Genomic DNA, 21,603 nt, shown 5'->3' on the forward strand with positions numbered 1-21,603 from the left:
GCGGCGATCCCGTAAACGGCCCCCGAAGCGGGCCCCGATCAGCGGCCCCGTAAGCGCCCCGAAGCGGGCCCCGGCGCACGGCCGGGGCCCGCTTCGGGGGCCGCCCCTACTTCTTCGCCGGAGGCGTGGCCGCGGTGGCGGTGGCCGGGTCCGGGGTCTCGGTGAAGTCGATCTTGTGCATGTGGCGGTTCATCGACTTCATCAGGCCCCAGACGGCCAGCGCCAGCACGGCGAAGACGACGAACCCGAGGACGCCGGGGGTCACCTTGTTCTTGTCCAGTTCCTCGGCGGCGAAGGGGACAAGCTGGGTCAGTGCCAGGTGTGCGCTCATGTCAGGCATTCTCGCGGATGCCCGCGAAGAGATCTTGCTCGGGGAGGGATGTGGCGACGAGGGACTTGCTGAGCTCGTACTCCTCGGTCGGCCAGACCTCCTTCTGGATCTCCATCGGGACCCGGAACCAGCCGCCGTCGGGGTCGATCTGGGTGCGGTGGGCGATGAGCGCCTTGTCCCGGGTCTCGAAGAACTCGGAGCAGGGCACGAAGGTGGTCAGGGTCCGCTCCTTGCGCTCGAACTCCTTCCAGCGCTCCAGCCACTCCCCGTACGGGGACTCCAGGCCGCGCTCCAGGAGGGCCTGGTGCAGGGCCTCGGTGCGCGGGCGGTTGAAGCCCTGGTTGTAGTAGAGCTTCTGCGGCTGGAAGGCCGGGCCGAACTCCGACTCGGGGTACTTCTCGGTGTCGGTCGCGCCCTCGAAGGCCACCATCGTGATCTTGTGGGTCATGATGTGGTCGGGGTGCGGGTACCCGCCGTTCTCGTCGTAGGTCGTGATGACCTGCGGCCGGAAGCGGCGGATGCGGCGGACCAGCTCGCCGGCCGCCTTGTCCACGTCCGCGAGGGCGAAGCAGCCCTCCGGCAGCGGCGGCAGCGGGTCGCCCTCGGGCAGCCCCGAGTCCACGAAGCCCAGCCAGTCCTGCTCCACGCCGAGGATCTCGCGGGCCTCGTCCATCTCCTTGCGGCGCACCTCGTGGATGTTCGCCTCGATGTACGGGTCGCCCTGGAGCTTGGGGTTGAGGATCGAGCCGCGCTCGCCGCCCGTGCAGGTCACCACCAGGACCTCCACCCCCTCGGACACATACTTGGCCATCGTCGCCGCGCCCTTGCTCGACTCGTCGTCGGGGTGGGCGTGAACGGCCATCAGTCGCAGCTGCTCAGTCAAGACAAGGTCCTCAGTGATTCGTCGCCTAGGGAGGTCTCTATAGTGACGGAATCGGGGGTGGGAAAAATTCCGGCCCCGTGGCCGAGGATTCCGGCGGCGAGAGGACGACCATGAGCGCGGTGCGTGAGCAGCTTCCCGAGGGGCGGTACGGCCGCTCCGCGGACGAGCGGGCCGACCGGAAGCTCAAGATCGCCGGAGCCGTGCTCGGCGCCCTCTTCCTGGCCATGATCGGCTGGTTCGGCTGGCACTACGTCGGCGGCACGAAGATCAGCGCCGAGATGATCAAGTTCGACGTGGTGAGCGACACCGAGGTCCAGGTCCACCTGGAGATCCGCAAGGACGCCGACGCGACCGGCGTCTGCACGCTGCGCTCCCGCTCCGAGGACGGCGCCGAGGTCGGCCGCAAGGACGTCCCCGTCGAGGGCTCCGCCACCCGCCAAGACACGGTCTACTCGATCCGTACGACCGCGAAGGCCACCAATGCCGAGCTCCTGGGGTGTACGGCGCGGTAGCGGTGGGTAGGGAGCCGGGGACGAGCCCCGGCGGGTCACCACGGTGACCTGGGGTGACGCGAACCCCGTGGTTTATGTCCTCCCGCTTTTCGCCACTCATTGTTAGGCTCGTGGTTTCGCCCGCCCGGGAAGGGACGTCCTTCCCGTGTAGGGCGATGCTTTGTATTCCCAGTACCTACGAGGAGCACCTGTGACCCAGACCAGCGACAACGTCACCTGGCTCACCCAGGAGGCGTACAACAAGCTCAAGGGCGAGCTTGAGTACCTGTCTGGTCCCGCGCGCATCGAGATCACCGCCAAGATCGCCGCCGCGCGCGAGGAAGGCGACCTGCGCGAGAACGGCGGGTACCACGCGGCCAAGGAGGAGCAGGGCAAGCAGGAGCTCCGCATCCGCCAGCTCACGCAGCTCCTGGAGCACGCCAAGGTCGGCGAGGCCCCCGCGGACGACGGCATCGTCGAGCCGGGCATGGTCGTCACGATCGCCTTCGACGGCGACGAGGACGACACGATGACCTTCCTGCTCGCCTCCCGCGAGTACGCGAGCGACGACATCGAGACGTACTCGCCGCAGTCCCCGCTGGGCATCGGCGTCAACGGCAAGAAGGCCGGCGAGGACGCCCAGTACGAGCTGCCCAACGGCAAGCTGGCGACGGTGAAGATCCTCGCGGCGAAGCCGTACAGCGGCTGATCCACCCGATAAAGCGGCTGATCCACCCGATCCACGCGCGCGAAGGGCCGGTCTCCCGGAAGGGGCCGGCCCTTCGTCATGCCCATGCAATGATCGGCGGCGGCAGGCCACACGAGGGGGGCGGGGCAGGTGCTGGGACCACTGCGCGAGGGCGCGCCGCGGCGGATCGGGCCGTACGAGGTGCTGGCCCGGCTCGGCGCCGGCGGCATGGGCGAGGTCTATCTGGCCCGGCGCGACACCGCCTCCGGGGAGTTCTTCGCCGTCAAGACCGTACGCCGGGACGTGGCCGGCGAGCCCGCCTTCCGCGAGCGCTTCCGCCGCGAGATCCGGATCGCCGGCATGGTCCGCAGCCCGCACGCCGCCGCGCCCGTCGGCGGCGACGCCGACGCCGAGGTGCCCTGGCTGGCCACCGCGTACGTCCCCGGCCCCAGCCTCGGCCAGGCCGTCCGCCGCTCGGGACCGCTGCCGGTCGACGCCGTCCGCGCCCTCGGCACGCGCGTCGCCCGCGCCCTCGCCGACCTGCACGCGGCCGGGGTGCTGCACCGCGACCTCAAGCCGGGCAACGTGATGCTCGCCGTCGACGGGCCGCGCCTGATCGACTTCGGCATCGCCCGCGCCCAGGGCGCCACCACCATGACCGCGACCGGCCTCATGGTCGGCACGCCCTCCTTCATGTCGCCCGAGCACGTGGCCGGCGCCCGGAAGGTGACCGCCGCGTCCGACGTCTTCTGCCTCGGCTCCCTCCTCTGTTACGCGGCGACCGGCGAGGACCCGTTCGGCGACGGGCCCGTGGCCGCCGTGCTCTACCGGATCTCGCAGGCGGAGGCCGACCTCACCCGGCTGCCCGCCGAGCTGCGCGAGGCCGTCGGCGCCTGCCTGGCCGCCGACCCGGCCGACCGGCCCACCCCGGAGGTCCTGATCGGCCTGCTCGGCCCGCTCGGCGGCGAGCGGCAGGCGCCGCCGTGGCCGGTCGCGGTGCGCGAGCACATCGGGGAGTACGGGACGGAGCTCGCCCGGCTCGTCGCCGCCGGCGGCCCGCTCCTTGAGGTCCCGGTCACCGCCCCGGTCACCGGCCCGGTCGTCACCTCCGGGCCGCCGGGGCTGCACTTCGCGCCCACCGCCGCGCCGACCGGCCCGGCCCCGGCCCCCGCGCCCGCCCCGCCCAGGCGCCGCCGGGCGCTGATCGCCGCCGTGGCCGCCCTCGCCGTCCTGGGCGGCGGGCTCGGCGCGTATCTGCTGTGGCCGGAGCCCGCGCCCCCGAAGAAGCCCGTCGCCGCCGCGCCGAAGGCACCCGCCGGGCCGCACGTGCCCGGCGTCGACGACCAGGGGCTCGCCGACGCCTCCGGCTACGTCCCGCAGAACGCCGCCCAGCGCCCGGCCGGCTGGAAGCCCTGGCGGGCGAAGCTGTCGGCGCCCGCCTTCGGCTGCTCGGGCAACGAGCGGGTGCTGGTGTGCCGGACGACGTCCGGGACGTACGAGGCGCTCGACCCGGCGGACGGGAAGCAGCTGTGGGCGGTGGACCCGGGCAACGAGCAGGCCCCGCAGGACAGCTACATCGGCCCCACCGGCCAGGTCTTCATCGCCCAGGAGGCGACCCGGCCGGTCGTCCACGACGGGGTCGCCGTGCTCGCCTTCGGCGGCGAGGTCCAGGCCCGGGACGCGCGCACCGGCGCGGTGAAGTGGAAGGCGGCGGCCCAGGCGGAGCAGGGCGAGCGCAGCCGCCCGATCGTCGCCGACGACGTGGTCCTCGTCGCCGCGAAGACCGGGGAGGACGACAGCGCGGGCAAGCGCGTCGGCGTCTTCGCCTACTCCCTCGCCGACGGGCGCGAGCTGTGGACGAAGGGGCTCAACAACACCGACCTCGCCAAGGCCGCGTCCCGGAACTTCGGCCCCGTCGCCTACGCCAAGGGGCTCGCGTACGTGCTCAGCGACGGCGGGCTCGTCGCGTACGACGTGAAGACCGGGGCCGTGCGCGGACAGGTCAACGCCGACGCGCGCGGCTGCGAGGAGATCAAGGTGTTCGGGGCGAGCGCGTACTGCGTCGACGTCTTCCACGACGGCACGAAGGAACGCGCGCACCTCCTCGACTCCGCGACGCTCACCACCGTCAAGACCCTGCCCGCGCCGCCCAAGGGGGTGAGCCCGGCGTTCGCCACCGAGGGGCTCGCGGCCGGGACCGCCCGCGAGAAGGGCGGGCTGAAGCTCTTCGACCCGCGCGACGGCAAGGAGCTGGGCTCGTACGCCGCGACAGCCTCGCCCGCCGGGCGCTCCCAGGTCTCGTCGGCTCCGCTGCTCGCGGGCGACCAGGTGGTGTACGGCGACCTCACCTCGCTGTACACCGTGCGGATCGGCGCGGACGGCAAGCCCGGGGCCCTGAAGGTCACCCCGGTGCCGGGAGCGCCGGGAGCGCGCGAGGGGAAGACGTACGACCCGCTGATCGGCGACCTCTACTCCCGGAAGCTGCGCGCCCCCGACGTGCTGCCCGTCGGCGGGCTCGCCTACCTCGTCTACGACCAGGGCGTCGTCGCCTCGGTCGCGCTCCCCCGCTGACACCTCCGGAAAGGCGCGTCGCCGTGCTGGAAGCACTCCCCCCGGGCCCCCCGCGGCTCGTCGGCCCCTACCGGCTGCTCGCCCGGCTCGGCGCGGGCGGCATGGGCGAGGTCCACCTGGCTTGCCGGGCGGACGCGCCGACGGCCGATCCGCGCCGGATGGTCGCCGTGAAGACCGTGCGGGAGGACCTGGACGCCGACGCGGACTTCCGGGCCCGGTTCCGGCGCGAGATCACCGCGGCGCGGGCGGTGGACAGCCCCTACGCGGCGCGGCTCGTGGACGCGGACGCGGAGGCGGCGGTGCCGTGGCTGGCGACCGAGTACGTGCCCGGTCCCTCGCTCGCGGAGGCCGTCGTACGGTCCGGAGCCCTGCCGGTCGCGGCGGCGCGGGCGCTCGGGGTCACCCTGGCGCGGGCGCTGGACGCCGTGCACGGCGCGCAGGTGCTGCACCGGGACCTGAAGCCGGCGAACGTGCTGCTCGGCGCGGACGGGCCGAAGCTGATCGACTTCGGCATCGCGCAGGCATTCGAGGCGACGGCGCTGACCTCGACGGGACTGGTGGTCGGCTCGCCCGGCTTCATGTCGCCGGAGCACCTGACCGGCAGCCGGGCCGTGGTGCCCGCGTCGGACGTGTTCTGCCTGGGCGCGGTGCTGGCGTTCGCGGCGAGCGGGCGGGGGCCGTTCCACGACGACGAGATGGCGGCGGTGATCTACCGGATCAGTCGCGCCGAGGCCGAACTCGACGGCGTTCCGGCGGAGTTGCGGCCGGTCGTGGAGCGGTGCCTGCGGCTGGACCCGGCCGGGCGGCCGTCGGCGGCGGAGCTGGCGGAGCTGCTGGAGGCGAGGGAGGGGGCGGGGGCGGCGGAGGCGGCGGGGGCGTCGGGGCCGAGGGGCGCGTCGGAGGCGTCCGGGCCGTCCGAGGCGTCGGAGGCGGCGGGGCCGAGGGGGGCGTCGGAGGCGTCGGAGGCGGCGGGGCCTAGGGAGGCGTCCAAGGCGTCGGAGGCGTCCGGGCCGTCGGAGCCCTCCGAGGCACCCGAGCCGTCGGAGGCGTCGGTCGGTGGCTCGGTGGAGGGGGCTTCCGCGGAGGCCGCCGGGGTCTTCCCGTGGCCGTCCGGGGTGCTGTCGCTGCTCGCCTCGTACCGGGAGGCCGCGCGGGTGGTGGGCGAGGAGGCCGCGTCGGGGGCGGGCGTGGCGGAGCTGCCGACGCTGGCGCCGGTGGTGCCGTACTCGCCCACGGCGGTCGGATACCGGCCCGCCGAACCGGGGCCCGCGCCGCGTCGGCGGCCCTGGGCGGCCGTCTCGGCGGCCGTCGTGGCGGTGGCCGTGGTGGCCGCGGCGGGGGTCGTGTTCCTCGGCCGGGGCGGCGGGCAGGACGGCGCGGGCGGGCCGGGGGCGTCGGGGCCCTCGGGGAGCTCCTCGCCGTCCACGAGCGCCTCCGGACCGGCCGCGCCGAGCGCGCTGAGCCGGGTGGTCCTGCCGTACGGGGGCGAGGGACACACCGGCGACTTCGGGACGGCCGCCACGGACCGCGCGTCCCGACCGGCGGGCTGGTCGCCGTGGACCACGAAGACGGATCCGGGTACGGACGCCTGCTCGCTCGCCCCGAAGGTGCTGCTCTGCGTCGGGTCCGGCGGCGCGGCCGTGGCCCTGCGGGCGGCGGACGGCACCCGGCTGTGGTCCGTCCCCGGGCGGGAGGTGCCCGGCGAACCGGGGCAGCTGTCGTCGGCGGGGCACCCGGCGGTGGTCGGCGACACCGCGTACGTCACGGGCCCGACCGGGATCACGGCCTACGGGATCGAGGACGGGCGCCGGAAGGGCGAGATCGCGGCGCCCGGGAGCGACTGGGCGATCAAGGGGTCCGATCTGCTCGACGGCGTCCTCTACTCCGCGTATCTCGACCGGCGGGGCCGGGGCACCGGCCTGGTCGCGGCGGTCCGGCTCGACGGGAAGGGCTCCGGCCGGCAGCTGTGGCGGACCCCGCTGGACGCCATCCCGGAGAAGCCGGTGGCGGGCGGGGGCCGGGTGTACGTGCCGATCCACGTGGCGACACCGGTGGCGCTCGACGCCACCACCGGGAAGGAGTCGGCGCGCGCGGCGGCCGGGATCGAGTGCGGCGTGATCGTGCTGCACGGCGACTCCGTGGTCTGCCCGGGCGACCAGGACCGCGGGATGCCCGTGCTGGACGCGCGGACCCTGAAGCGGCAGCGCACCCTGGGCGCGGGCCGGCGGATCACGGGGACCCCGGCGGTGCGGGCGGACGGGACCGTGGCGGTGACGGCCGATCTGGACACCACGCCCGGCCGCCTCGACAAGGAGTTGGTCGCCTACGACCTGGCGAGCGGCCGGGAGCGGTGGGTCGCAACGCCGATGGCCTTTCGTGCCCCTCCGGCCCAGGCCCTCTTCGCCGGTGACCGGGCGGTGACCACCGGCCAGAACGAGGTGACCTCGATCCCCGCGACCGGGCCGCCGGCGCGGATGGAGGACGTCGCGGTCTCGGCGGCCACCGTGCCCAAGGGCTTCAGCGCGTCCACCCTGATCCCCGGCACGCCGCTGGTCTCCGGAGGAGCCGTGTTCGTGCCCTTCTCCGACGGCCTGGTGATCTCCGTCTATCTCCCCTCGGGGCCCTGAGCCACCGCCCGCGCGCCCGTCACACCGCCGCCGACCGGTACTTGCGCACCGACAGCGTGCGGAAGACGACCACGATGAGGACCGAGTAGATCAGCGAGGCCCACACCGGGTTCTGCATCGGCCAGGCGTCGGAGGTGGACAGGCCCGGATTGCCGAAGAGTTTGCGGCACGCCTGGACGGTGGCGCTGAACGGATTCCACTCGGCGACCGGCTGGAGCCAGCCGGGCAGCTTGCTGGAGTCCACGAACGCGTTGGAGATGAAGGTGACCGGGAAGAGCCAGATCAGTCCGCCGGAGGTCGCCGCCTCGGGGGTGCGCACGGACAGGCCGATCAGCGCGCCGATCCAGGTGAAGGCGTAGCCGAGCAGGAGCAGCAGGCCGAAACCGGCCATGACCTTCGCGAAGTTGGTCGGCGCGTCCGAGCCGGGGCGCCAGCCGACGAGCAGGGCGACGAGCGCGAGGACGGTGAGGGTCAGGGCCGTCTGCACCAGGTCGGCGAGGGTGCGGCCGGTGAGCACCGCGCCCCGGGCCATCGGCAGGGAGCGGAAGCGGTCGATGAGGCCCTTGTGCATGTCGTCGGCGATGCCCGCGCCCGCGCCGGCCGTGGCGAAGGTGACGGTCTGGGCGAAGATGCCGGCCATCAGGAAGTTCTTGTAGACGTCCGGGTCGGTGGTGTTCCCGATCTGCATCGAGCCGCCGAAGACGTACGTGAAGAGGATCACGAACATCACGGGCTGGATCAGGCCGAAGATGATCATCTCGGGGATGCGCATCATCCGGATCAGATTGCGCTTGGTGACGACCAGCGAGTCGTGGATCGACTGGGCGACGGCGCCGCGCGGCCTGGGCCGGGGCGCGGTGTCGGTCAGGGTGGTCACGAGGCCGCCTCCGTCACCTTGGCGCGCTCGCCGCCGCGGGCACCGCCGCCGCCGGAGCCGCCTCCGGAGCCTCCGGAGTCGTCGGGGTCGTCTTCGGACCGCTCCGCGGTGTGGCCGGTGAGCGAGAGGAAGACGTCGTCGAGGGTGGGGCGGCGGAGCCCGATGTCGTCGATCTCGACACCCACCGTGTCCAGGTCGCGGATGACCTCGGCGAGCAGCTTGGCGCCGCCGGAGACCGGGACGGTGAGCCGGCGGGTGTGGTCCTCCACGGAGACCTCGCCCCGGCCGGTGCCCGCCACCCCGTGGCGGGCGAGGACCTCGCGGGCCGGGGGGATCATCGCGCGGGTGTGCACGACGACTTCGACGCGCTCGCCGCCGGTCTGGGCCTTGAGCTCGTCGGAGGTGCCGCGGGCGATGACCTTGCCGTGGTCGACGACGCAGATGTCGTGCGCCAGGTGGTCGGCCTCCTCCAGATACTGCGTGGTGAGGAGGAGGGTGGTGCCGCCCGCGACGAGCTCCTGGATGACCTCCCACAGGGCCTGCCGGTTGCGCGGGTCCAGGCCGGTGGTGGGCTCGTCCATGAACATGACGGGCGGCGAGACGACCAGGGCGGCGGCCAGGTCGAGGCGCCTGCGCATGCCTCCGGAGTACGTCTTGGCGGGGCGGTCGGCGGCGTCGGCGAGGTGGAAGCGCTCCAGCAGCTCGCCGGCCCGCTTCTTCGCCGCCTTCCCGCTCATCTGGTAGAGCTGGCCGACCATCTGGAGGTTCTCCCGGCCCGTCAGATACTCGTCCACGGCGGCGAACTGGCCGGACAGACCTATGGAGCGCCGCACCTCGTCGGGATGCTTGAGCACGTCGATCCCGGCGACGACGGCCCTGCCGCTGTCGGGCTGGAGCAGGGTGGTGAGCACGCGGACGGCGGTCGTCTTCCCCGCGCCGTTCGGTCCGAGGAGGCCCAGGACGGTGCCCTCCGGCACGTCCAGGTCCACCCCGTCGAGAGCTCGTACGTCACCGAAGGTCTTCACCAGACCCTCGGCGTGGATCGCGCCGTGCATGTGGGTTCTCCCAGCGAGTTTGGCGGGATTCTCTTGTCGGTCCTGGCCGGATTCGAGCGCTTCCGTCCAAGTCTAGGGACGCCGGGCGGGCGGCGCCCAGCGAACATGTGACCCGGACCACTCGACCCCGGACCACAAGCTAACGCGATACATCGCGATACACAAGGCTTGTGGACAACCGGGGCCCGCCTCGGCCCGGCACCGCGCCCCCCGCCTCAGCCCAGCACCGTGTACCCCGCGTCCCGCAGCGCCTCCGCGACCTCCGCGCAGTGCTCCGGGCCCTTGGTCTCCAGGTGCAGTTCGACCTCCACCTCCGTCAGCCCGAGCCGCGGGTCGGTCCGCACGTGGCCCACGTCCAGCACGTTGGCGTCCACCACCGTCAGCACCGCGAGCAGCGTCGCGAGCGCGCCCGGCCGGTCGGTCACCTTCACCCGCAGGCTCAGGTAGCGGCCCCCGGCGACCATGCCGTGCCGCAGCACCCGCTGCATCAGGAGCGGGTCCACGTTCCCGCCCGACAGCACCGCCACCACCGGCCCCCGCCCGAAGGACCGCGGGTCGGCCAGCAGCGCCGCCACCGGGCTCGCCCCGGCCGGCTCCACCACCAGCTTCGCCCGCTCCAGGCACAGCAGCAGCGCCGCCGCGAGCTGGTCCTCGGTCACCGTGCGGACCTCGTCCACGAACTCCCGGACCAGCTCGAACGGCACGTCCCCGGGCCGCCCCACCCGGATCCCGTCCGCCATCGTGACCGGCGACTCGACCGCCACCGGGTGCCCCGCCGCCAGCGACGGCGGATAGGCCGCCGCCCCCTCCGCCTGCACGCCGATCACCCGCACGTCGGGCCGCAGCGACTTCACCGCGAGCCCGATCCCGGCCACCAGTCCCCCGCCGCCGACCCCGACCAGGATCGTCCGCACCTCCGGGCACTGCTCCAGGATCTCCAGGCCGACCGTGCCCTGGCCCGCGATGACGTCCGGGTGGTCGAAGGGGTGGATGAGGACCGCGCCGGTCCGCGCCGCGTACTCCTCCGCCGCCGCCAGCGTCTCGTCCACGACGTGCCCGTGCAGCCGCACCTCCGCCCCGTACTCCCGGGTCGCCGCCACCTTCGGCAGCGGGGCGCCGACCGGCATGAAGACCGTGGCGTGCACACCGAGCAGCGAGGAGGCCAGCGCCACGCCCTGCGCGTGGTTGCCCGCCGACGCGGCGACCACCCCGGCCGCCCGCTGCTCGGGCCGCAGCCCCGCGATCCGCACGTACGCGCCGCGCAGTTTGAAGGAGCCGGTCCGCTGGAGGTTCTCGCATTTCAGGTGGACCGGCGCCCCGACCAGCGAGGAGAGATGGCGGCTGGACTCCAGCGCGGTGGTCCGGGCCACCCCGGCGAGCATCTTCTGCGCCCCGCGCACATCGTCGAGGATCAGGCGCTGAAAGGGGTCTGGCGTACGGAAGGTCATGACATCGAGTTTCGCAGTTCACAAGCCCTCCGGCCGCCCGGCGAGCCCTTGTCCCGCCCGGCCGGGATCCCGTTCCCGACCGGATCGCGCAGCGCCGGTACGGACCCCGGCAGGTCCGCGTACTCTGTCCCCCACCAACCGACCACCGCACGAGAGAGCCCCTACAGCCATGCCCACATCTCAGGACATGACGACAGAGCTTGACCCCGGCCTCCTCGATGCCCTCCAGCACCAGGTGGCCGTCTTCGCCAGACGGGCCGAGCAGACCCGGCTCGGCGGCACCGGGCAGCTCCGCAACTCGATGGACCGGGCCGCGTACCTGCTGCTCAACCGGCTCGACCAGGAAGGGCCCATGGGCGTCAAGGCGCTCGCCGCCGGCATGGGCATCGACTCCTCCACGGTCACCCGCCAGGTCGCCCCGCTCGTGGACACCGGCCTGGTCAAGCGCACCTCGCACCCCGAGGACGGGCGCGCCGTCGTGCTCCAGCTCTCCCCGCGCGGGCAGGCCCGCCTGGAGGAGGTGCGGCTCTCCCGCCGGCAGCTCATGGCGGAGGTCACCGAGGGGTGGACGCCGGAGGAGCGCGAGTCCTTCACCACCCTGCTCACGCGCTTCAACTCGGCGCTCTCCGCACGCCAGTCGGGGCTGCCCGTCGTCCAGGAGCCCGCCGCCCCGGCGGAGTCCGCGCCGGAGTCTTGACCGCGGGCGCGCGCTGGCCTCATATGAGGAGGTGCGCGAGCGGAGATCCAGCCCGGACGGCCGGGGCGGACAGGGCGGGCAGGGCGGTGAACACGCCTACCGCGCCCGGGAGTTCGACGCGTTCGTCGCCGGGGCGGCGGGCCGGCTGCTGCAGACCGCGACCCTGCTCACCACCGAGCCCGCGCACCGCAACCCGCGCGCGCAGGCCCTGCTCACGGCCGCCCTCGCCCACACGTACGCCCAGTGGGGCAGGCTGCGCGGCGAGGACCCGTACGAGGTCACCCGCGCCGAGCTGGCCACCCGCTTCGCCCGCACCGCCTGGCGGCACCACCGGGGCCTCGGCGGGGTGCTCTCCGCGCTCACCCCGCAGGAGCGCCTGATCGTCGTGCTCCGGCTGTACGAGGGGGTGGCCGAGGAGCAGACCGCGGCGCTGCTCGGGCTGCCGGAGGAGCGGGTGCGGGCGGTCTGCGCCCGGTCCGTCACCGCGCTGCGGGCCGCGTCGTGAACCGGCACGAGCACAAGGAGGACGAGGTCCGCCGGATGCTGGAGACCGGGCACCCGCGCGTGCCGCGCGACCTCGCCGCGCGGGCGGCGGCCCGGGGCGTACGGCTGCTGCACCGGGACCGGGCGCTGCGGCGGGCCGGGTGGGCGCTGCTCGCCCTCGCGGTCGGCGCCTTCGTCGTCTGGGCCTCGGTGGTGCGGCCCTGGGAGGCCCCGCCGGCCGGGACGACGCCGCCGCTCGAAGGCTGGTGAGGGCGGGGCCCCGGACCGGACGACCGGGGCCCCGCCCTTCCCTCCCTGCCTAGCCGAGCGCCTCGCGCAGGTCGGCCAGCAGGTCGTCGGCGTTCTCGATGCCGACGGAGAGGCGGACCAGGTCCGCCGGGACCTCCAGGGCGGAGCCCGCGACGCTGGCGTGGGTCATCCGGCCCGGGTGCTCGATCAGCGACTCGACGCCGCCGAGGGACTCGCCCAGGGTGAAGAGCTTGGCGCGGTTGCAGACCTCGACCGCCGCCTCCTCGCCGCCCTCGACGCGGAAGGAGATCATGCCGCCGAAGTTGCGCATCTGCTTCGCCGCGACCTCGTGGCCGGGGTGCTCGGGCAGGCCCGGGTAGAGGACCTGGGTGACCTTCGGGTGCTGGGTCAGCATCTCGACGATCCTGCCGGCGTTCTCGGCGTGCCGGTCCATGCGGACGGCGAGGGTCTTGATGCCGCGCAGCACGATCCAGGAGTCGAAGGGGCCGGCCACGGCGCCCATCGCGTTCTGGTGGTAGGCCAGCTCCTCGCCGAGCTGCTCGTCGGCCGTCACCAGGGCGCCGCCGACGACGTCGGAGTGGCCGCCCATGTACTTGGTGAGGGAGTGCACGACGACGTCCGCGCCGAGCGCCAGCGGCTGCTGGAGGTAGGGCGAGGCGAAGGTGTTGTCGACGACCAGCTTCACGCCGGCCTGCCGGGCGACACCGGCGACGGCCTCGATGTCGGTGATGCCGAGCAGCGGGTTCGAGGGGGTCTCGACCCAGATCAGCTTCGTACGCTCGTTGAGCGCGCCGCGCACGGACTCGATGTCCGAGGTGTTCGCGACGGAGAAGTCCACGCCCCAGCGCTCGACGACCTTGGCGAAGAGGCGGAAGGTGCCGCCGTACGCGTCGTTGGGGATGACCACGTGGTCGCCGGGGGCGAGGAGGGTGCGCAGCAGGCAGTCCTCGGCGGCGAGCCCGGAGGCGAAGGCGAGGCCGCGCCGGCCGCCCTCCAGCGCCGCCAGGTTCTCCTCCAGGGCGGTACGGGTCGGGTTGGCGCTGCGGCTGTACTCGTAGCCGCCGCGGAGCCCGCCCACGCCGTCCTGCTTGTAGGTGGACACCTGGTAGATGGGCGGGACGACCGCGCCGGTCAGCGGGTCGGCGGTGTTGCCCGCGTGGATGGCGCGGGTCTCGAAGTTCTGGTGGGAGTGCTGGTCGCTCATGGTCAGGAGCGTAGTGCCGGGGAGCCCCGGCCGCCGCCGTATGTCTCAGCGGGCGTCCTGGACAATGGACGCATGGAGATTCTGTGGTTCCTGATCGCGCTCGGGCTGCTCTTCGGCGTCCTGGGCCCCTATGTGCTGCGCCGGCGCGGCGGCGGCATCCGGCAGGTGGCGCCCGGCGCCCCGGACGCGGCGGACCCGGAGGCGTACGGCTTCCTCCGGCAGGAACAGCAGGACGTGCGGCTGCCGGGGCCGGACCGGGACCTGCTCGACGTGCTGGACGTGGTGCAGGCGACGCAGGACTGGCGGGCCGCCTCCCAGCTCCTGAAGGGCACCGCGAAGGAGGGCGAGCTGCGCTGGCAGCGGGTCCAGGCGTTCGCGGGCGCCGCCTCCCTGGAGCTGGCCGAGCGGCCGGGGGTCGGCGGGGCGTGGCTGCGGTCCTGGCGGGCCGACGCCCCGAAGGACCCGGGCTGCGCGCAGGTGTACGCGGAGTTCCTGGTGCAGCAGGCGTGGCGGTCCTCGTCGGCGGGCGCGGACGACTTCCGGATCATCCTGGAGGAGGCGCGGGCGGCGTGCGGGCAGGCCGCGCTGGCGGCGCCGGGCGACCCCGTGCCGTACATCTCGGAGCTGGCGGTCGCGCGCGGGCTCGGTGACACCCACGAGCAGTTCGACCTGCTGTGGGCGAAGGTGATCGACCGGGCGCCGCAGCACATGGGGGCGCATCTGGCGGCGCTGCACTACTGGTGCGAGAAGTGGCACGGCTCGCGGGAGGAGGCGGACCACTTCGCGACGACGGCGGCGGCCCGCGCGCCGCAGGGCTCGCTGCTGGCGGCGCTGCCGCTGTTCGCGGTCTTCGAGCACCAGCCCGACCTGGTGATCGTCCAGGACTACTACCGCACGGCGGTGGTGTCGAAGGCGATGGAGGGCGCGATGTACGCGGCGCACTCGGCCCGCGAGGACGACCCGATGCTGGCACACGTGCGGCACCTGCTGGTGCACTTCCTGATCCGCGCGGAGCGCTGGGAGGAGGCCATGCGGCTGCTGGTGCGGGTGGACGGCTACGTGGGCGCGCTGCCGTGGACGCTGAGCGGGGACCCGGCGCTGGAGTACACGGTGTACCGGAACCTGGCGGTGGCGGGCTACGAGTCGAACGGCGGCAGCCCGGCGACGCTGGCGCGCTGACTCCTGCCCCTCCGTACGAGGTGAGGGCCCCCGGCGGGAATCCGCCGGGGGCCCTCGTTGTTGTGAGGGGAGCCCCACGACCGTCGAGGAGAGATGCCCGATGTTCCTGTCCCGCACCCCCGTCCTCCCCACCGCCGACCAGGCCCTGCGCGGCCGCCCGGAGCCCGAGTTCGCGGTCCCGGAGCGGCACACCGTCCTCGGCACCCCGCTCCTCGGCCCCTACCCGGAGGGCCTGGAGGTCGCGGACTTCGGCCTGGGCTGCTTCTGGGGGGCCGAGCGCAAGTTCTGGCAGACCGAGGGCGTGTACACGACGCTCGTCGGCTACCAGGGCGGGCTGACGCCGAACCCGGCGTACGAGGAGGTCTGCTCGGGCCTCACCGGCCACACCGAGGTCGTCCGGGTCGTCTTCGACCCGTCGAAGGTCTCGTACGAGCAGCTCCTGAAGCTGTTCTGGGAGTCGCACAACCCGACCCAGGGCTTCCGCCAGGGCAACGACGTGGGCACCCAGTACCGCTCGGCCGTCTACACCCACTCCCCCGAGCAGGCCACCGCCGCGGCGGCCTCGCGCGAGGCGTACCAGCAGGTCCTGACCGGCTCGGGCTACGGCACGATCAGCACCGAACTCCTCCCGGCGGAAGGCCGCCCCTTCTACCCGGCGGAGGGCTACCACCAGCAGTACCTGGACAAGAACCCGGCGGGGTACTGCGGCATCGGCGGGACGGGGGTGTCGTGCCCGATCGGGGTGGCGCAGGCGGAGTGACCCGCTAGGCGCCGTCGGCGCGGGCCGCGAGGAGCAGGTAGAGGCCGCCGCCCGCGCAGAGTGTCCAGCCCGCCGCCCACAGGCGGCGCAGCAGGCCCTCGCGTCGCCAGCACATCCAGGTCATCAGGGTCGTCGTGACGGCGAGCACCGCGAGGAGCGGCGCGGGCATCGGCGGGGAGTCGACGAACAGGCCCCCGCTCCGGGCCCGGGTGACCCCCTCCACCAGCGTGATCACTCCCACGGCCACGAACACCGCGGCCAGCACGCGCACGAAGCGCACCCCCGGCGGGCGGCGCAGGAACGGCGCCCCGACGAACACCACCGAAGCCTCCGACATCGCCTGGAGCCGGCGTGCGGCGCCCCGGAGGTCCGTCACCACCACCACTCCGAGGATCGTCATCCAGACCCCGGTCACCAGCACCGACAGGGCACCGCCCGGATCGGTTCCCGCCATCGCGCTCACTCCCCCTCTTTCCCCGAGATCGTAGACGGCGCCGGTACGGGCCCCGCCGTGAGCAGGACCAGCAGCTGACCCGCCCCGCCCAGCACCCAGCCCGCCAGCCACAGCAGCTGGAGGCCGGAGCCGAGGCCCGCGAGGAAGGCGTAGAGGCCGGCGGTGGTGAGTACGGCGGCGGTCCTTCGGGCGGTGCCGCCCCCGGTCCAGTCCCGCCGGAGCGATCCGTTCCGCCGCCAGTTCATCCAGGTCAGCGCCGCCGCCATGGCGACCAGCACCGGCAGCAGCGGGTCCGGCAGCCGCGGCGGGTCGACGTACGGCTCGCCCCGCGCGGTCAGGACCGTCCCCAGGGCCAGCACGGCCGCGCCCGCCAGCGCGAACACCGCGCCCAGGAGGCGGGTGGCGCGGACCTTCCGGCGCGGTCCGGGGATCGTCCCCGTCCCGGTCCCCGGGCCCGTCCCCGCCGGCCGCTCGTTCCAGCGCTCCGCCGCGCCCCGGAGGTCCCCCGCCAGGACCACGCCGAAAGCCACCATCCCGATGCCGGCCGCCAGCGCGTACAGCCCGCCGGCCCCGCCGCTCCCCGTCACGCGGCACCTCCCCCCTCGTCCCGACGGACGGTAGGCGACCGCCGGGCCCCTCCGCGATGCCGGTGACCGGCAGTCCCGGGAGCCCCGGCCTGCCGGGCTCAGGCCGCGCTCAGGCCGCGCTCAGGCCGCGCTCGGGCCGGGATCAGGCCGCGCTCGGGCCGGGCTCAGGCCGACGCGGTGGCGGAGCGGAGGTGGGCGGCCGTCGCGGCGGTCGCGTAGCCCTCGGGGAGGCCGTCGATCAGGAGGACGTCGCCGGTCATGTGGCGGGTGCGGAGCGGTATCAGGGCCTGGTACGCCTCGGAGTCGTACCAGCCGCGGGCGTCGTCCAGGCTCGGGAAGCCGATGATCACGACGGCGCCGGGCCACTCGCCCTCGCGGACCTCGCGCTCGGGGGCGCCGTGGACGAGGAAGCGCCCGCCGAAGGGGTCCAGGGTGTCCTGGATACGCTCCATGTAGACGAAGACCTCCTCGTCGAGGACGGGCTTCGGGTGCAGGTTGCCGATGGCGTAGGCGGGGGTCTTCGCGGGCTGGTGCTGCTGCGTCGTCGTCATGGGTACAGCGTGCCGGGGCGGGGGGTCCCGGGTCGATTACCCCGGAGGTCATGCCCGGACGGGCCGGGGTCCGCGGACCCCGGCCCGTCCGGCGCGTCAGATCGTCGACGCGTCGATCACGAAGCGGTAGCGCACGTCGGAGGCGATGACCCGCTCGTACGCCTCGTTGATCCGGTCCGCCGGGATCACCTCGATCTCGGAGCCCAGGCCGTGGGCGGCGCAGAAGTCGAGCATCTCCTGGGTCTCGGCGATGCCGCCGATCATCGAGCCCGCCAGCGTCTTGCGCCCGCCGATCAGCGAGAACAGGCTGACCTTCACCGGCTCCTCGGGCGCGCCCACGTTGACCAGGGCGCCGTCGGTCTTGACCAGGCTCAGGTAGGCGTCGAAGTCGAGCGGCGCGGAGACCGTGGAGATGACCAGGTCGAAGGTGCCGGCCAGGGTCTCGAAGGTCGCCGGGTCGCTGGTGGCGTAGTAGTGGTCGGCGCCCAGTCGGCGGGCGTCCTCCTGCTTCTTCAGGGACTGGCTGAGCACCGTCACCTCGGCGCCGAGCGCGTGCGCGATCTTGACGCCCATGTGCCCGAGGCCGCCGAGGCCGACGATGGCGACCTTCTTGCCGGGGCCCGCCTGCCAGTGGGCGAGCGGCGAGTAGAGGGTGATGCCGGCGCAGAGCAGCGGCGCGGCGACGTCGAGGGAGATGCCCTCGGGGATGCGCAGGGCGTAGTTCTCGTCGACGACGATGTGGGTGGAGTAGCCGCCGTAGGTGGGCTCGCCGTGCTGGTCGAGGGCGTTGTACGTGCTGGTGCCGCCGCCCGCGCAGTACTGCTCCAGGCCGCGCTCGCAGTACTCGCAGGTGCGGCAGGAGTCGACGAAGCAGCCGACGCCGACGCGGTCGCCGACCACGTGCTTGGTGACGCCGGAGCCGACCTCGGTGACGATGCCCGCGATCTCGTGCCCGGGCACCATGGGGAATATCCCCTCGCCCCAGCCGTCGCGGGCCTGGTGGATGTCGGAGTGGCAGATGCCGGCGTACTTGATCTCGATGAGGACGTCGTGTGCGCCGACGGCCCGGCGCGGCACGGTGGTGCGCTCCAGCGGGGCGTTGGCTGCGGGGGCCGCGTAAGCGGAGACGGTCGTGGTCATGGCGGCAAGCCTGCCGGATCCGGGCGCCGTTACCCAGACCACTGTCCGGCCTATGTCCGGTGTGCCTACCACTGGCAGGGTCAGGCTCGTCCGCGCGTCCGCGGCCCCGGGCGGGAATACTGGGGAGGCATGGACCTCAGTGCGGAACTCAGCGAATTCCTGCGCTCCCGCCGGGCGCGCCTGAAGCCGCAGGACGTGGGGCTGCCCGAGTTCGGGCGGCACCGGCGGGTGCCGGGGCTGCGCCGGGAGGAGCTGGCGCAGCTGGCCGGGGTGTCGGTGGCGTACTACACCCGGCTCGAACAGGGCAACGGGCGCAACGTGTCCATGGAGGTGCTCGACTCGATCGCGCGGGCGCTGCGGCTGAGCGACACGGAGCGGGCGCATCTGACGCACCTGGCGAAGCCGATGGTGAAGAAGCGGCAGAAGGCGGCCGTCGCCCGCCCGCAGAAGGTGCGGGCGGGGCTGCGGCAGCTCCTCGACTCGATGGACGGCGTGCCCGCCTTCGTGCTGGGGCGGCGCGGCGACATCCTGGCCTGGAACCGCATGGCGCGGGCCCTGATGGGCGATTTCGCGGCCTGGGAGCCGCGCGAGCGGAACATGTCCCGGCTGGTCTTCCTCGACCCCAACGCGCGCGATCTGTACGTGGACTGGGAGTGCAAGGCGGTCGAGGTGGTGAGCGTGCTCCGGCTGTACGCGGGGCTGCACCCGGACGATCAGGAGCTGCTGGCGCTGGTGGGCGAACTGTCGGTCAGGAGCGAGGAGTTCCGCTCGCTGTGGGCGGCGCACACGGTGACCGACAAGGGGCACGGGACGAAGAAGGTGCGGCATCCGCTGGTGGGCGAGATGACGCTCTCGTACGAGTCGCTGAAGGTGTCCGGGGACGACCCGGACCTGATGCTGGTGACGTACCACGCGGAGCCGGGCTCGCCCTCGGCGGACGCGCTGCGGCTGCTGGCGCAGTGGGGCCTGGAGGAGCACGACGAGGCCACGGACCTGCGGAAGTAGCGGCGGGCCGAAGGGGAGCGGCCCCCTCGGACCGGAGTCCGAGGGGGCCGCTTCCGTGCGTACGCGGTGGTGCGGGCGGATCAGACGGCGGAGCCGGCCTTCCACGCCGACCAGCTCATGTTCCAGCCGTTGAGGCCGTTGTCGGGCGCGATCGTCTTGTCCTTGGAGTTCTTGACGATGACGACGTCGCCGATGAGCGACTTGTCGTAGAACCAGGCGGCCTGCTGGTTCGGGTCGCCGGCGCCCTTGACGTCGGCGAGGCCCACGCAGCCGTGGCTGGTGTTCACGGAGCCGAAGATCGAGCGGGAGCCCCAGTAGTTGCCGTGGATGAAGGTGCCCGACGTGGACAGGCGCATGGCGTGCGGCACGTCCTTGATGTCGTACTCGCCCTTGCCGTCGGAGTCGGTGAAGCCGACGGTGGCGCCGTTCATCCGGGTCTCCTTGAACTTCTCGGAGATCACCATCTGCCCGTTGTAGGTGGTGTTCTCCGGGGAGCCTGCGGAGATCGGGATGGTCTTGATCGTCTGGCCGTCCTGCTTGACGGTCATCGTCTTGGTGGCGACGTCGACGGTGGAGACCTGGTTGCGGCCGATCTTGAAGGTGACCGTCTTCTGCTGCACGCCGAAGACGCCCTTCGCGCCCTCGACGCCGTCGAGGTCGAGCTTCAGGGTGATCGTGGAGTTCTCGGTCCAGTACTTCTCGGGGCGGAAGTCGAGCCGCTGCGAGTTGAACCAGTGGCCGACGACCTCCTGGCCCGTGCTGGAGGAGACGGTGACGCCGCCCTGGACGGCCTTCTTGTCGGTGATCGCCTTGTTGAAGTTGATCGAGACCGGCATGCCGACGCCGACGGTCGAGCCGTCCTCCGGCGTGAAGTTGCCGATGAAGCTGTTGGCCTGGGAGACCGTGGTGAAGGACGCGTTCTCGTGCGCCTCCAGGCCGGTGGTGTCCTGGGCGGTCGCCGCGATCTTGTAGACGGTGGCGCGCTTGAGCGGCCCGGTCGGCTCCCAGCTGAGCCCGTCGGCCGATATGCGGCCCTCGACGGCGGCGCCCTCGGCGGTGGTCATCTTGACGTCGGTCAGCTTGCCGTCGGTGACGGTGACCTTGGCGTCGTTGTTGATCGACGCGTTCTGGGCACCGTTCTTCGGCGCGATGGTGATCTGCGCCTTGGAGGTCTTCTGCGCGGCTGCCTCGTCGACCTGGGCCTGCGACTGGGCGTTCGGGGAGGCGGCGCTGCCCTTGTCACCGTCGTTGCACGCCGTGAGCACCAGCACGCCACCGAGCACCGCCGCCGCCGCGGCCAGGCTCTTTCGGCGCTTGCCGTCCGTCATCACACGCTTCTCCATCGCCGCCGATTCCTGACTTCCTACTGAAACACCCATGTCTGCCCTCCGGTTCCGCTACCGGCGGGTTTGTGGGGAAGACCACTAGGGGCACCACTGTCCGACACGCGCCGGCGGAGCGTCCGGTTCCCGGGCCCGCGCGGAGACGCGGCGGGGCCCCGGGACGCCGCCGTCCCGGGGCCCCGCCGCGCGGGTCGTCCGGGGTCAGGCGCGGTCCTCGTCGTCTTCCCGCGCACCATCTTCGTCGTCGAGGTCCCACTCCATGGCATCGGGGTCGTATTCGATCTCCTCGCTGCTCCAGGACGCCTGGACGAGCTCGACTCCGGGGACGGTGCCGACCAGGTCGTACGGCTCGACGAGGTACGCCAGGGCCTCGGCGCTGTCCTCGGCGACGGCGGCCCGCGCGTGGCTCCGCTCCTCCTCGGGCATGAAGGTGTCGGCGGCGATCCGGCCCTCGGCCGCCTCGGTCAGCGACGCGGGGGCGTCGACCTCCAGGACCAGGTCGACCCGAAGGCGTACATAGCGTGATGTCTCGGATGTGCTCATGGCCGGAGCGTAGAGCGCCGGAAGCCCTCGGCTTTCCCGCGACCCGGTGTGTTCATTAGCATCGCCCTACCGGCCAATTCGCGGTTTCCGCAAGGGGGATCACCACACCGTGTCCGTCGCCCGACGCCCGCTGCTCACCGCCACCGCCGCGGGGACCCTCCTGTGCGCCCTGTGGTTCGTACCCTCGGCGACCGCCACGGTCGAGCGGCCCATGGGGGACGGGAGCAGATCCGCCGGCACCGGCGCCGAGCTGGAGCCCCGGCTCGCGGAGACCGGCGGCTTCGACAGCACCCCGTACCTGCTGGGCGGGACGGCGTTCCTGGGGGTCGGCGCGGGTTTCGTGACGCTGGCGATGCGGCGGGGCGACCGGGCCTCCTGACCGAGGACATGCGCCGGCCGCACGGAGCGGGGCTCCG

23 protein-coding genes are annotated in these 21,603 nt (G+C 73.3%); 11 read left to right on the forward strand and 12 right to left on the reverse strand.

What is annotated here, in order from left to right; genetic code table 11:
* Nucleotides 1-106 precede the first annotated feature (106 nt).
* Both AB0C99_RS11625 and mca read right to left on the reverse strand, forming a co-directional pair.
* Complete coding sequence (locus tag AB0C99_RS11625) at nucleotides 107-340, reverse strand: hypothetical protein (RefSeq protein WP_362472965.1); 234 nt, start codon at nucleotides 338-340, stop codon at nucleotides 107-109.
* Nucleotides 333-1,214, reverse strand: a complete 882-nt coding sequence (gene mca, locus AB0C99_RS11630; protein ID WP_362472966.1) for a mycothiol conjugate amidase Mca — start codon at nucleotides 1,212-1,214, stop codon at nucleotides 333-335. The genes AB0C99_RS11625 and mca overlap by 8 nt, the downstream gene beginning before the upstream one ends.
* A 110-nt stretch (nucleotides 1,215-1,324) precedes the next feature.
* On the opposite strand from mca, the gene AB0C99_RS11635 reads away from it, so the two are divergent.
* The 4 genes from AB0C99_RS11635 (at nucleotide 1,325) to AB0C99_RS11650 (ending at nucleotide 7,591) form a co-directional block, all read left to right on the forward strand.
* Nucleotides 1,325-1,726 carry a DUF4307 domain-containing protein gene (locus AB0C99_RS11635; RefSeq protein WP_362472968.1) on the forward strand — a complete coding sequence of 134 codons (402 nt, stop codon included), beginning with the start codon at nucleotides 1,325-1,327 and terminating at the stop codon, nucleotides 1,724-1,726.
* A 190-nt stretch (nucleotides 1,727-1,916) separates the two neighbouring features.
* On the forward strand, nucleotides 1,917-2,414 hold the full coding sequence (gene greA, locus AB0C99_RS11640; protein ID WP_362472971.1) for a transcription elongation factor GreA: 498 nt from the start codon (nucleotides 1,917-1,919) through the stop codon (nucleotides 2,412-2,414).
* Between the two features lie 129 nt (nucleotides 2,415-2,543).
* Nucleotides 2,544-4,964 (forward strand): serine/threonine-protein kinase, encoded by a 2,421-nt coding sequence (locus AB0C99_RS11645; protein WP_362472972.1) that lies wholly within the window; start codon nucleotides 2,544-2,546, stop codon nucleotides 4,962-4,964.
* Between the two features lie 23 nt (nucleotides 4,965-4,987).
* Entirely contained in the window at nucleotides 4,988-7,591 is a 2,604-nt protein-coding gene (locus AB0C99_RS11650) for a protein kinase (RefSeq protein WP_362472975.1), read from the forward strand.
* A 19-nt stretch (nucleotides 7,592-7,610) separates the two neighbouring features.
* Here AB0C99_RS11650 and AB0C99_RS11655 read toward each other — a convergent pair whose 3' ends face one another.
* From AB0C99_RS11655 to ilvA, 3 genes are all read right to left on the reverse strand, one after another.
* Complete coding sequence (locus AB0C99_RS11655; RefSeq protein WP_362472978.1) at nucleotides 7,611-8,468, reverse strand: ABC transporter permease; 858 nt, start codon at nucleotides 8,466-8,468, stop codon at nucleotides 7,611-7,613.
* A complete protein-coding gene (locus tag AB0C99_RS11660) occupies nucleotides 8,465-9,523 on the reverse strand; it encodes an ATP-binding cassette domain-containing protein (protein WP_362472980.1) in 1,059 nt (352 codons plus the stop codon). The genes AB0C99_RS11655 and AB0C99_RS11660 overlap by 4 nt, the downstream gene beginning before the upstream one ends.
* Before the next feature lie 215 nt (nucleotides 9,524-9,738).
* Nucleotides 9,739-10,971 carry a threonine ammonia-lyase gene (ilvA, locus tag AB0C99_RS11665; protein WP_362472983.1) on the reverse strand — a complete coding sequence of 411 codons (1,233 nt, stop codon included), beginning with the start codon at nucleotides 10,969-10,971 and terminating at the stop codon, nucleotides 9,739-9,741.
* A 169-nt stretch (nucleotides 10,972-11,140) separates the two neighbouring features.
* Between ilvA and AB0C99_RS11670 the strand changes: the two genes are divergently transcribed.
* The 3 genes from AB0C99_RS11670 to AB0C99_RS11680 all read left to right on the forward strand — a co-directional run bounded on the left by AB0C99_RS11670 (nucleotide 11,141) and on the right by AB0C99_RS11680 (nucleotide 12,421).
* Entirely contained in the window at nucleotides 11,141-11,668 is a 528-nt protein-coding gene (locus AB0C99_RS11670) for a MarR family transcriptional regulator (protein ID WP_362472986.1), read from the forward strand.
* Nucleotides 11,669-11,813: 145 nt separating this feature from the next.
* A complete protein-coding gene (locus AB0C99_RS11675) occupies nucleotides 11,814-12,173 on the forward strand; it encodes a sigma factor-like helix-turn-helix DNA-binding protein (RefSeq protein WP_362473198.1) in 360 nt (119 codons plus the stop codon).
* The gene (locus AB0C99_RS11680; RefSeq protein WP_362472989.1) at nucleotides 12,170-12,421 is read left to right on the forward strand and encodes a hypothetical protein; all 252 of its coding nucleotides are present in this window, start codon (nucleotides 12,170-12,172) and stop codon (nucleotides 12,419-12,421) included. The genes AB0C99_RS11675 and AB0C99_RS11680 overlap by 4 nt, the downstream gene beginning before the upstream one ends.
* Nucleotides 12,422-12,470: 49 nt before the next feature.
* Here the strand turns inward: AB0C99_RS11680 and AB0C99_RS11685 are convergent, their stop codons facing one another.
* Nucleotides 12,471-13,625 carry a cystathionine gamma-synthase gene (locus tag AB0C99_RS11685; RefSeq protein ID WP_362472991.1) on the reverse strand — a complete coding sequence of 385 codons (1,155 nt, stop codon included), beginning with the start codon at nucleotides 13,623-13,625 and terminating at the stop codon, nucleotides 12,471-12,473.
* A gap of 72 nt (nucleotides 13,626-13,697) precedes the next feature.
* Here AB0C99_RS11685 and AB0C99_RS11690 point away from each other — a divergent pair, with 72 nt between their 5' ends.
* Entirely contained in the window at nucleotides 13,698-14,804 is a 1,107-nt protein-coding gene (locus AB0C99_RS11690; protein ID WP_362472994.1) for a hypothetical protein, read from the forward strand.
* 100 nt (nucleotides 14,805-14,904) lie between these two features.
* Nucleotides 14,905-15,564, forward strand: coding sequence for a peptide-methionine (S)-S-oxide reductase MsrA (gene msrA, locus AB0C99_RS11695; protein WP_362472997.1), 660 nt, complete (start codon nucleotides 14,905-14,907; stop codon nucleotides 15,562-15,564).
* 4 nt (nucleotides 15,565-15,568) lie between these two features.
* Here the strand turns inward: msrA and AB0C99_RS11700 are convergent, their stop codons facing one another.
* The 4 genes from AB0C99_RS11700 to AB0C99_RS11715 all read right to left on the reverse strand — a co-directional run bounded on the left by AB0C99_RS11700 (nucleotide 15,569) and on the right by AB0C99_RS11715 (nucleotide 18,296).
* On the reverse strand, nucleotides 15,569-16,018 hold the full coding sequence (locus AB0C99_RS11700; protein WP_362473000.1) for a hypothetical protein: 450 nt from the start codon (nucleotides 16,016-16,018) through the stop codon (nucleotides 15,569-15,571).
* 5 nt (nucleotides 16,019-16,023) lie between these two features.
* On the reverse strand, nucleotides 16,024-16,605 hold the full coding sequence (locus AB0C99_RS11705) for a hypothetical protein (protein WP_362473002.1): 582 nt from the start codon (nucleotides 16,603-16,605) through the stop codon (nucleotides 16,024-16,026).
* A 164-nt stretch (nucleotides 16,606-16,769) separates the two neighbouring features.
* Complete coding sequence (locus tag AB0C99_RS11710) at nucleotides 16,770-17,156, reverse strand: DUF1330 domain-containing protein (protein WP_362473005.1); 387 nt, start codon at nucleotides 17,154-17,156, stop codon at nucleotides 16,770-16,772.
* 96 nt (nucleotides 17,157-17,252) lie between these two features.
* Nucleotides 17,253-18,296, reverse strand: coding sequence for an NAD(P)-dependent alcohol dehydrogenase (locus AB0C99_RS11715; protein WP_362473008.1), 1,044 nt, complete (start codon nucleotides 18,294-18,296; stop codon nucleotides 17,253-17,255).
* A gap of 129 nt (nucleotides 18,297-18,425) precedes the next feature.
* Between AB0C99_RS11715 and AB0C99_RS11720 the strand changes: the two genes are divergently transcribed.
* Nucleotides 18,426-19,301 (forward strand): helix-turn-helix transcriptional regulator, encoded by an 876-nt coding sequence (locus tag AB0C99_RS11720; RefSeq protein ID WP_362473010.1) that lies wholly within the window; start codon nucleotides 18,426-18,428, stop codon nucleotides 19,299-19,301.
* A gap of 80 nt (nucleotides 19,302-19,381) precedes the next feature.
* On the opposite strand, the gene AB0C99_RS11725 is transcribed toward AB0C99_RS11720, so the two are convergent.
* Together AB0C99_RS11725 and AB0C99_RS11730 are read right to left on the reverse strand one after the other, a co-directional pair.
* Nucleotides 19,382-20,644, reverse strand: a complete 1,263-nt coding sequence (locus AB0C99_RS11725; RefSeq protein ID WP_362473011.1) for an Ig-like domain-containing protein — start codon at nucleotides 20,642-20,644, stop codon at nucleotides 19,382-19,384.
* Nucleotides 20,645-20,845: 201 nt separating this feature from the next.
* Nucleotides 20,846-21,187: a hypothetical protein gene (locus tag AB0C99_RS11730; protein WP_362473013.1), complete on the reverse strand. Its 342-nt coding sequence runs from the start codon at nucleotides 21,185-21,187 to the stop codon at nucleotides 20,846-20,848.
* 109 nt (nucleotides 21,188-21,296) lie between these two features.
* Between AB0C99_RS11730 and AB0C99_RS11735 the strand changes: the two genes are divergently transcribed.
* Nucleotides 21,297-21,566 carry a hypothetical protein gene (locus tag AB0C99_RS11735; protein ID WP_362473015.1) on the forward strand — a complete coding sequence of 90 codons (270 nt, stop codon included), beginning with the start codon at nucleotides 21,297-21,299 and terminating at the stop codon, nucleotides 21,564-21,566.
* The last annotated feature ends 37 nt before the right edge of the window (nucleotides 21,567-21,603 follow it).

The organism is Streptomyces sp. NPDC048659 (assembly GCF_040650575.1).
In the GTDB taxonomy this organism is placed as follows: Bacteria; Actinomycetota; Actinomycetes; order Streptomycetales; family Streptomycetaceae; genus Streptomyces.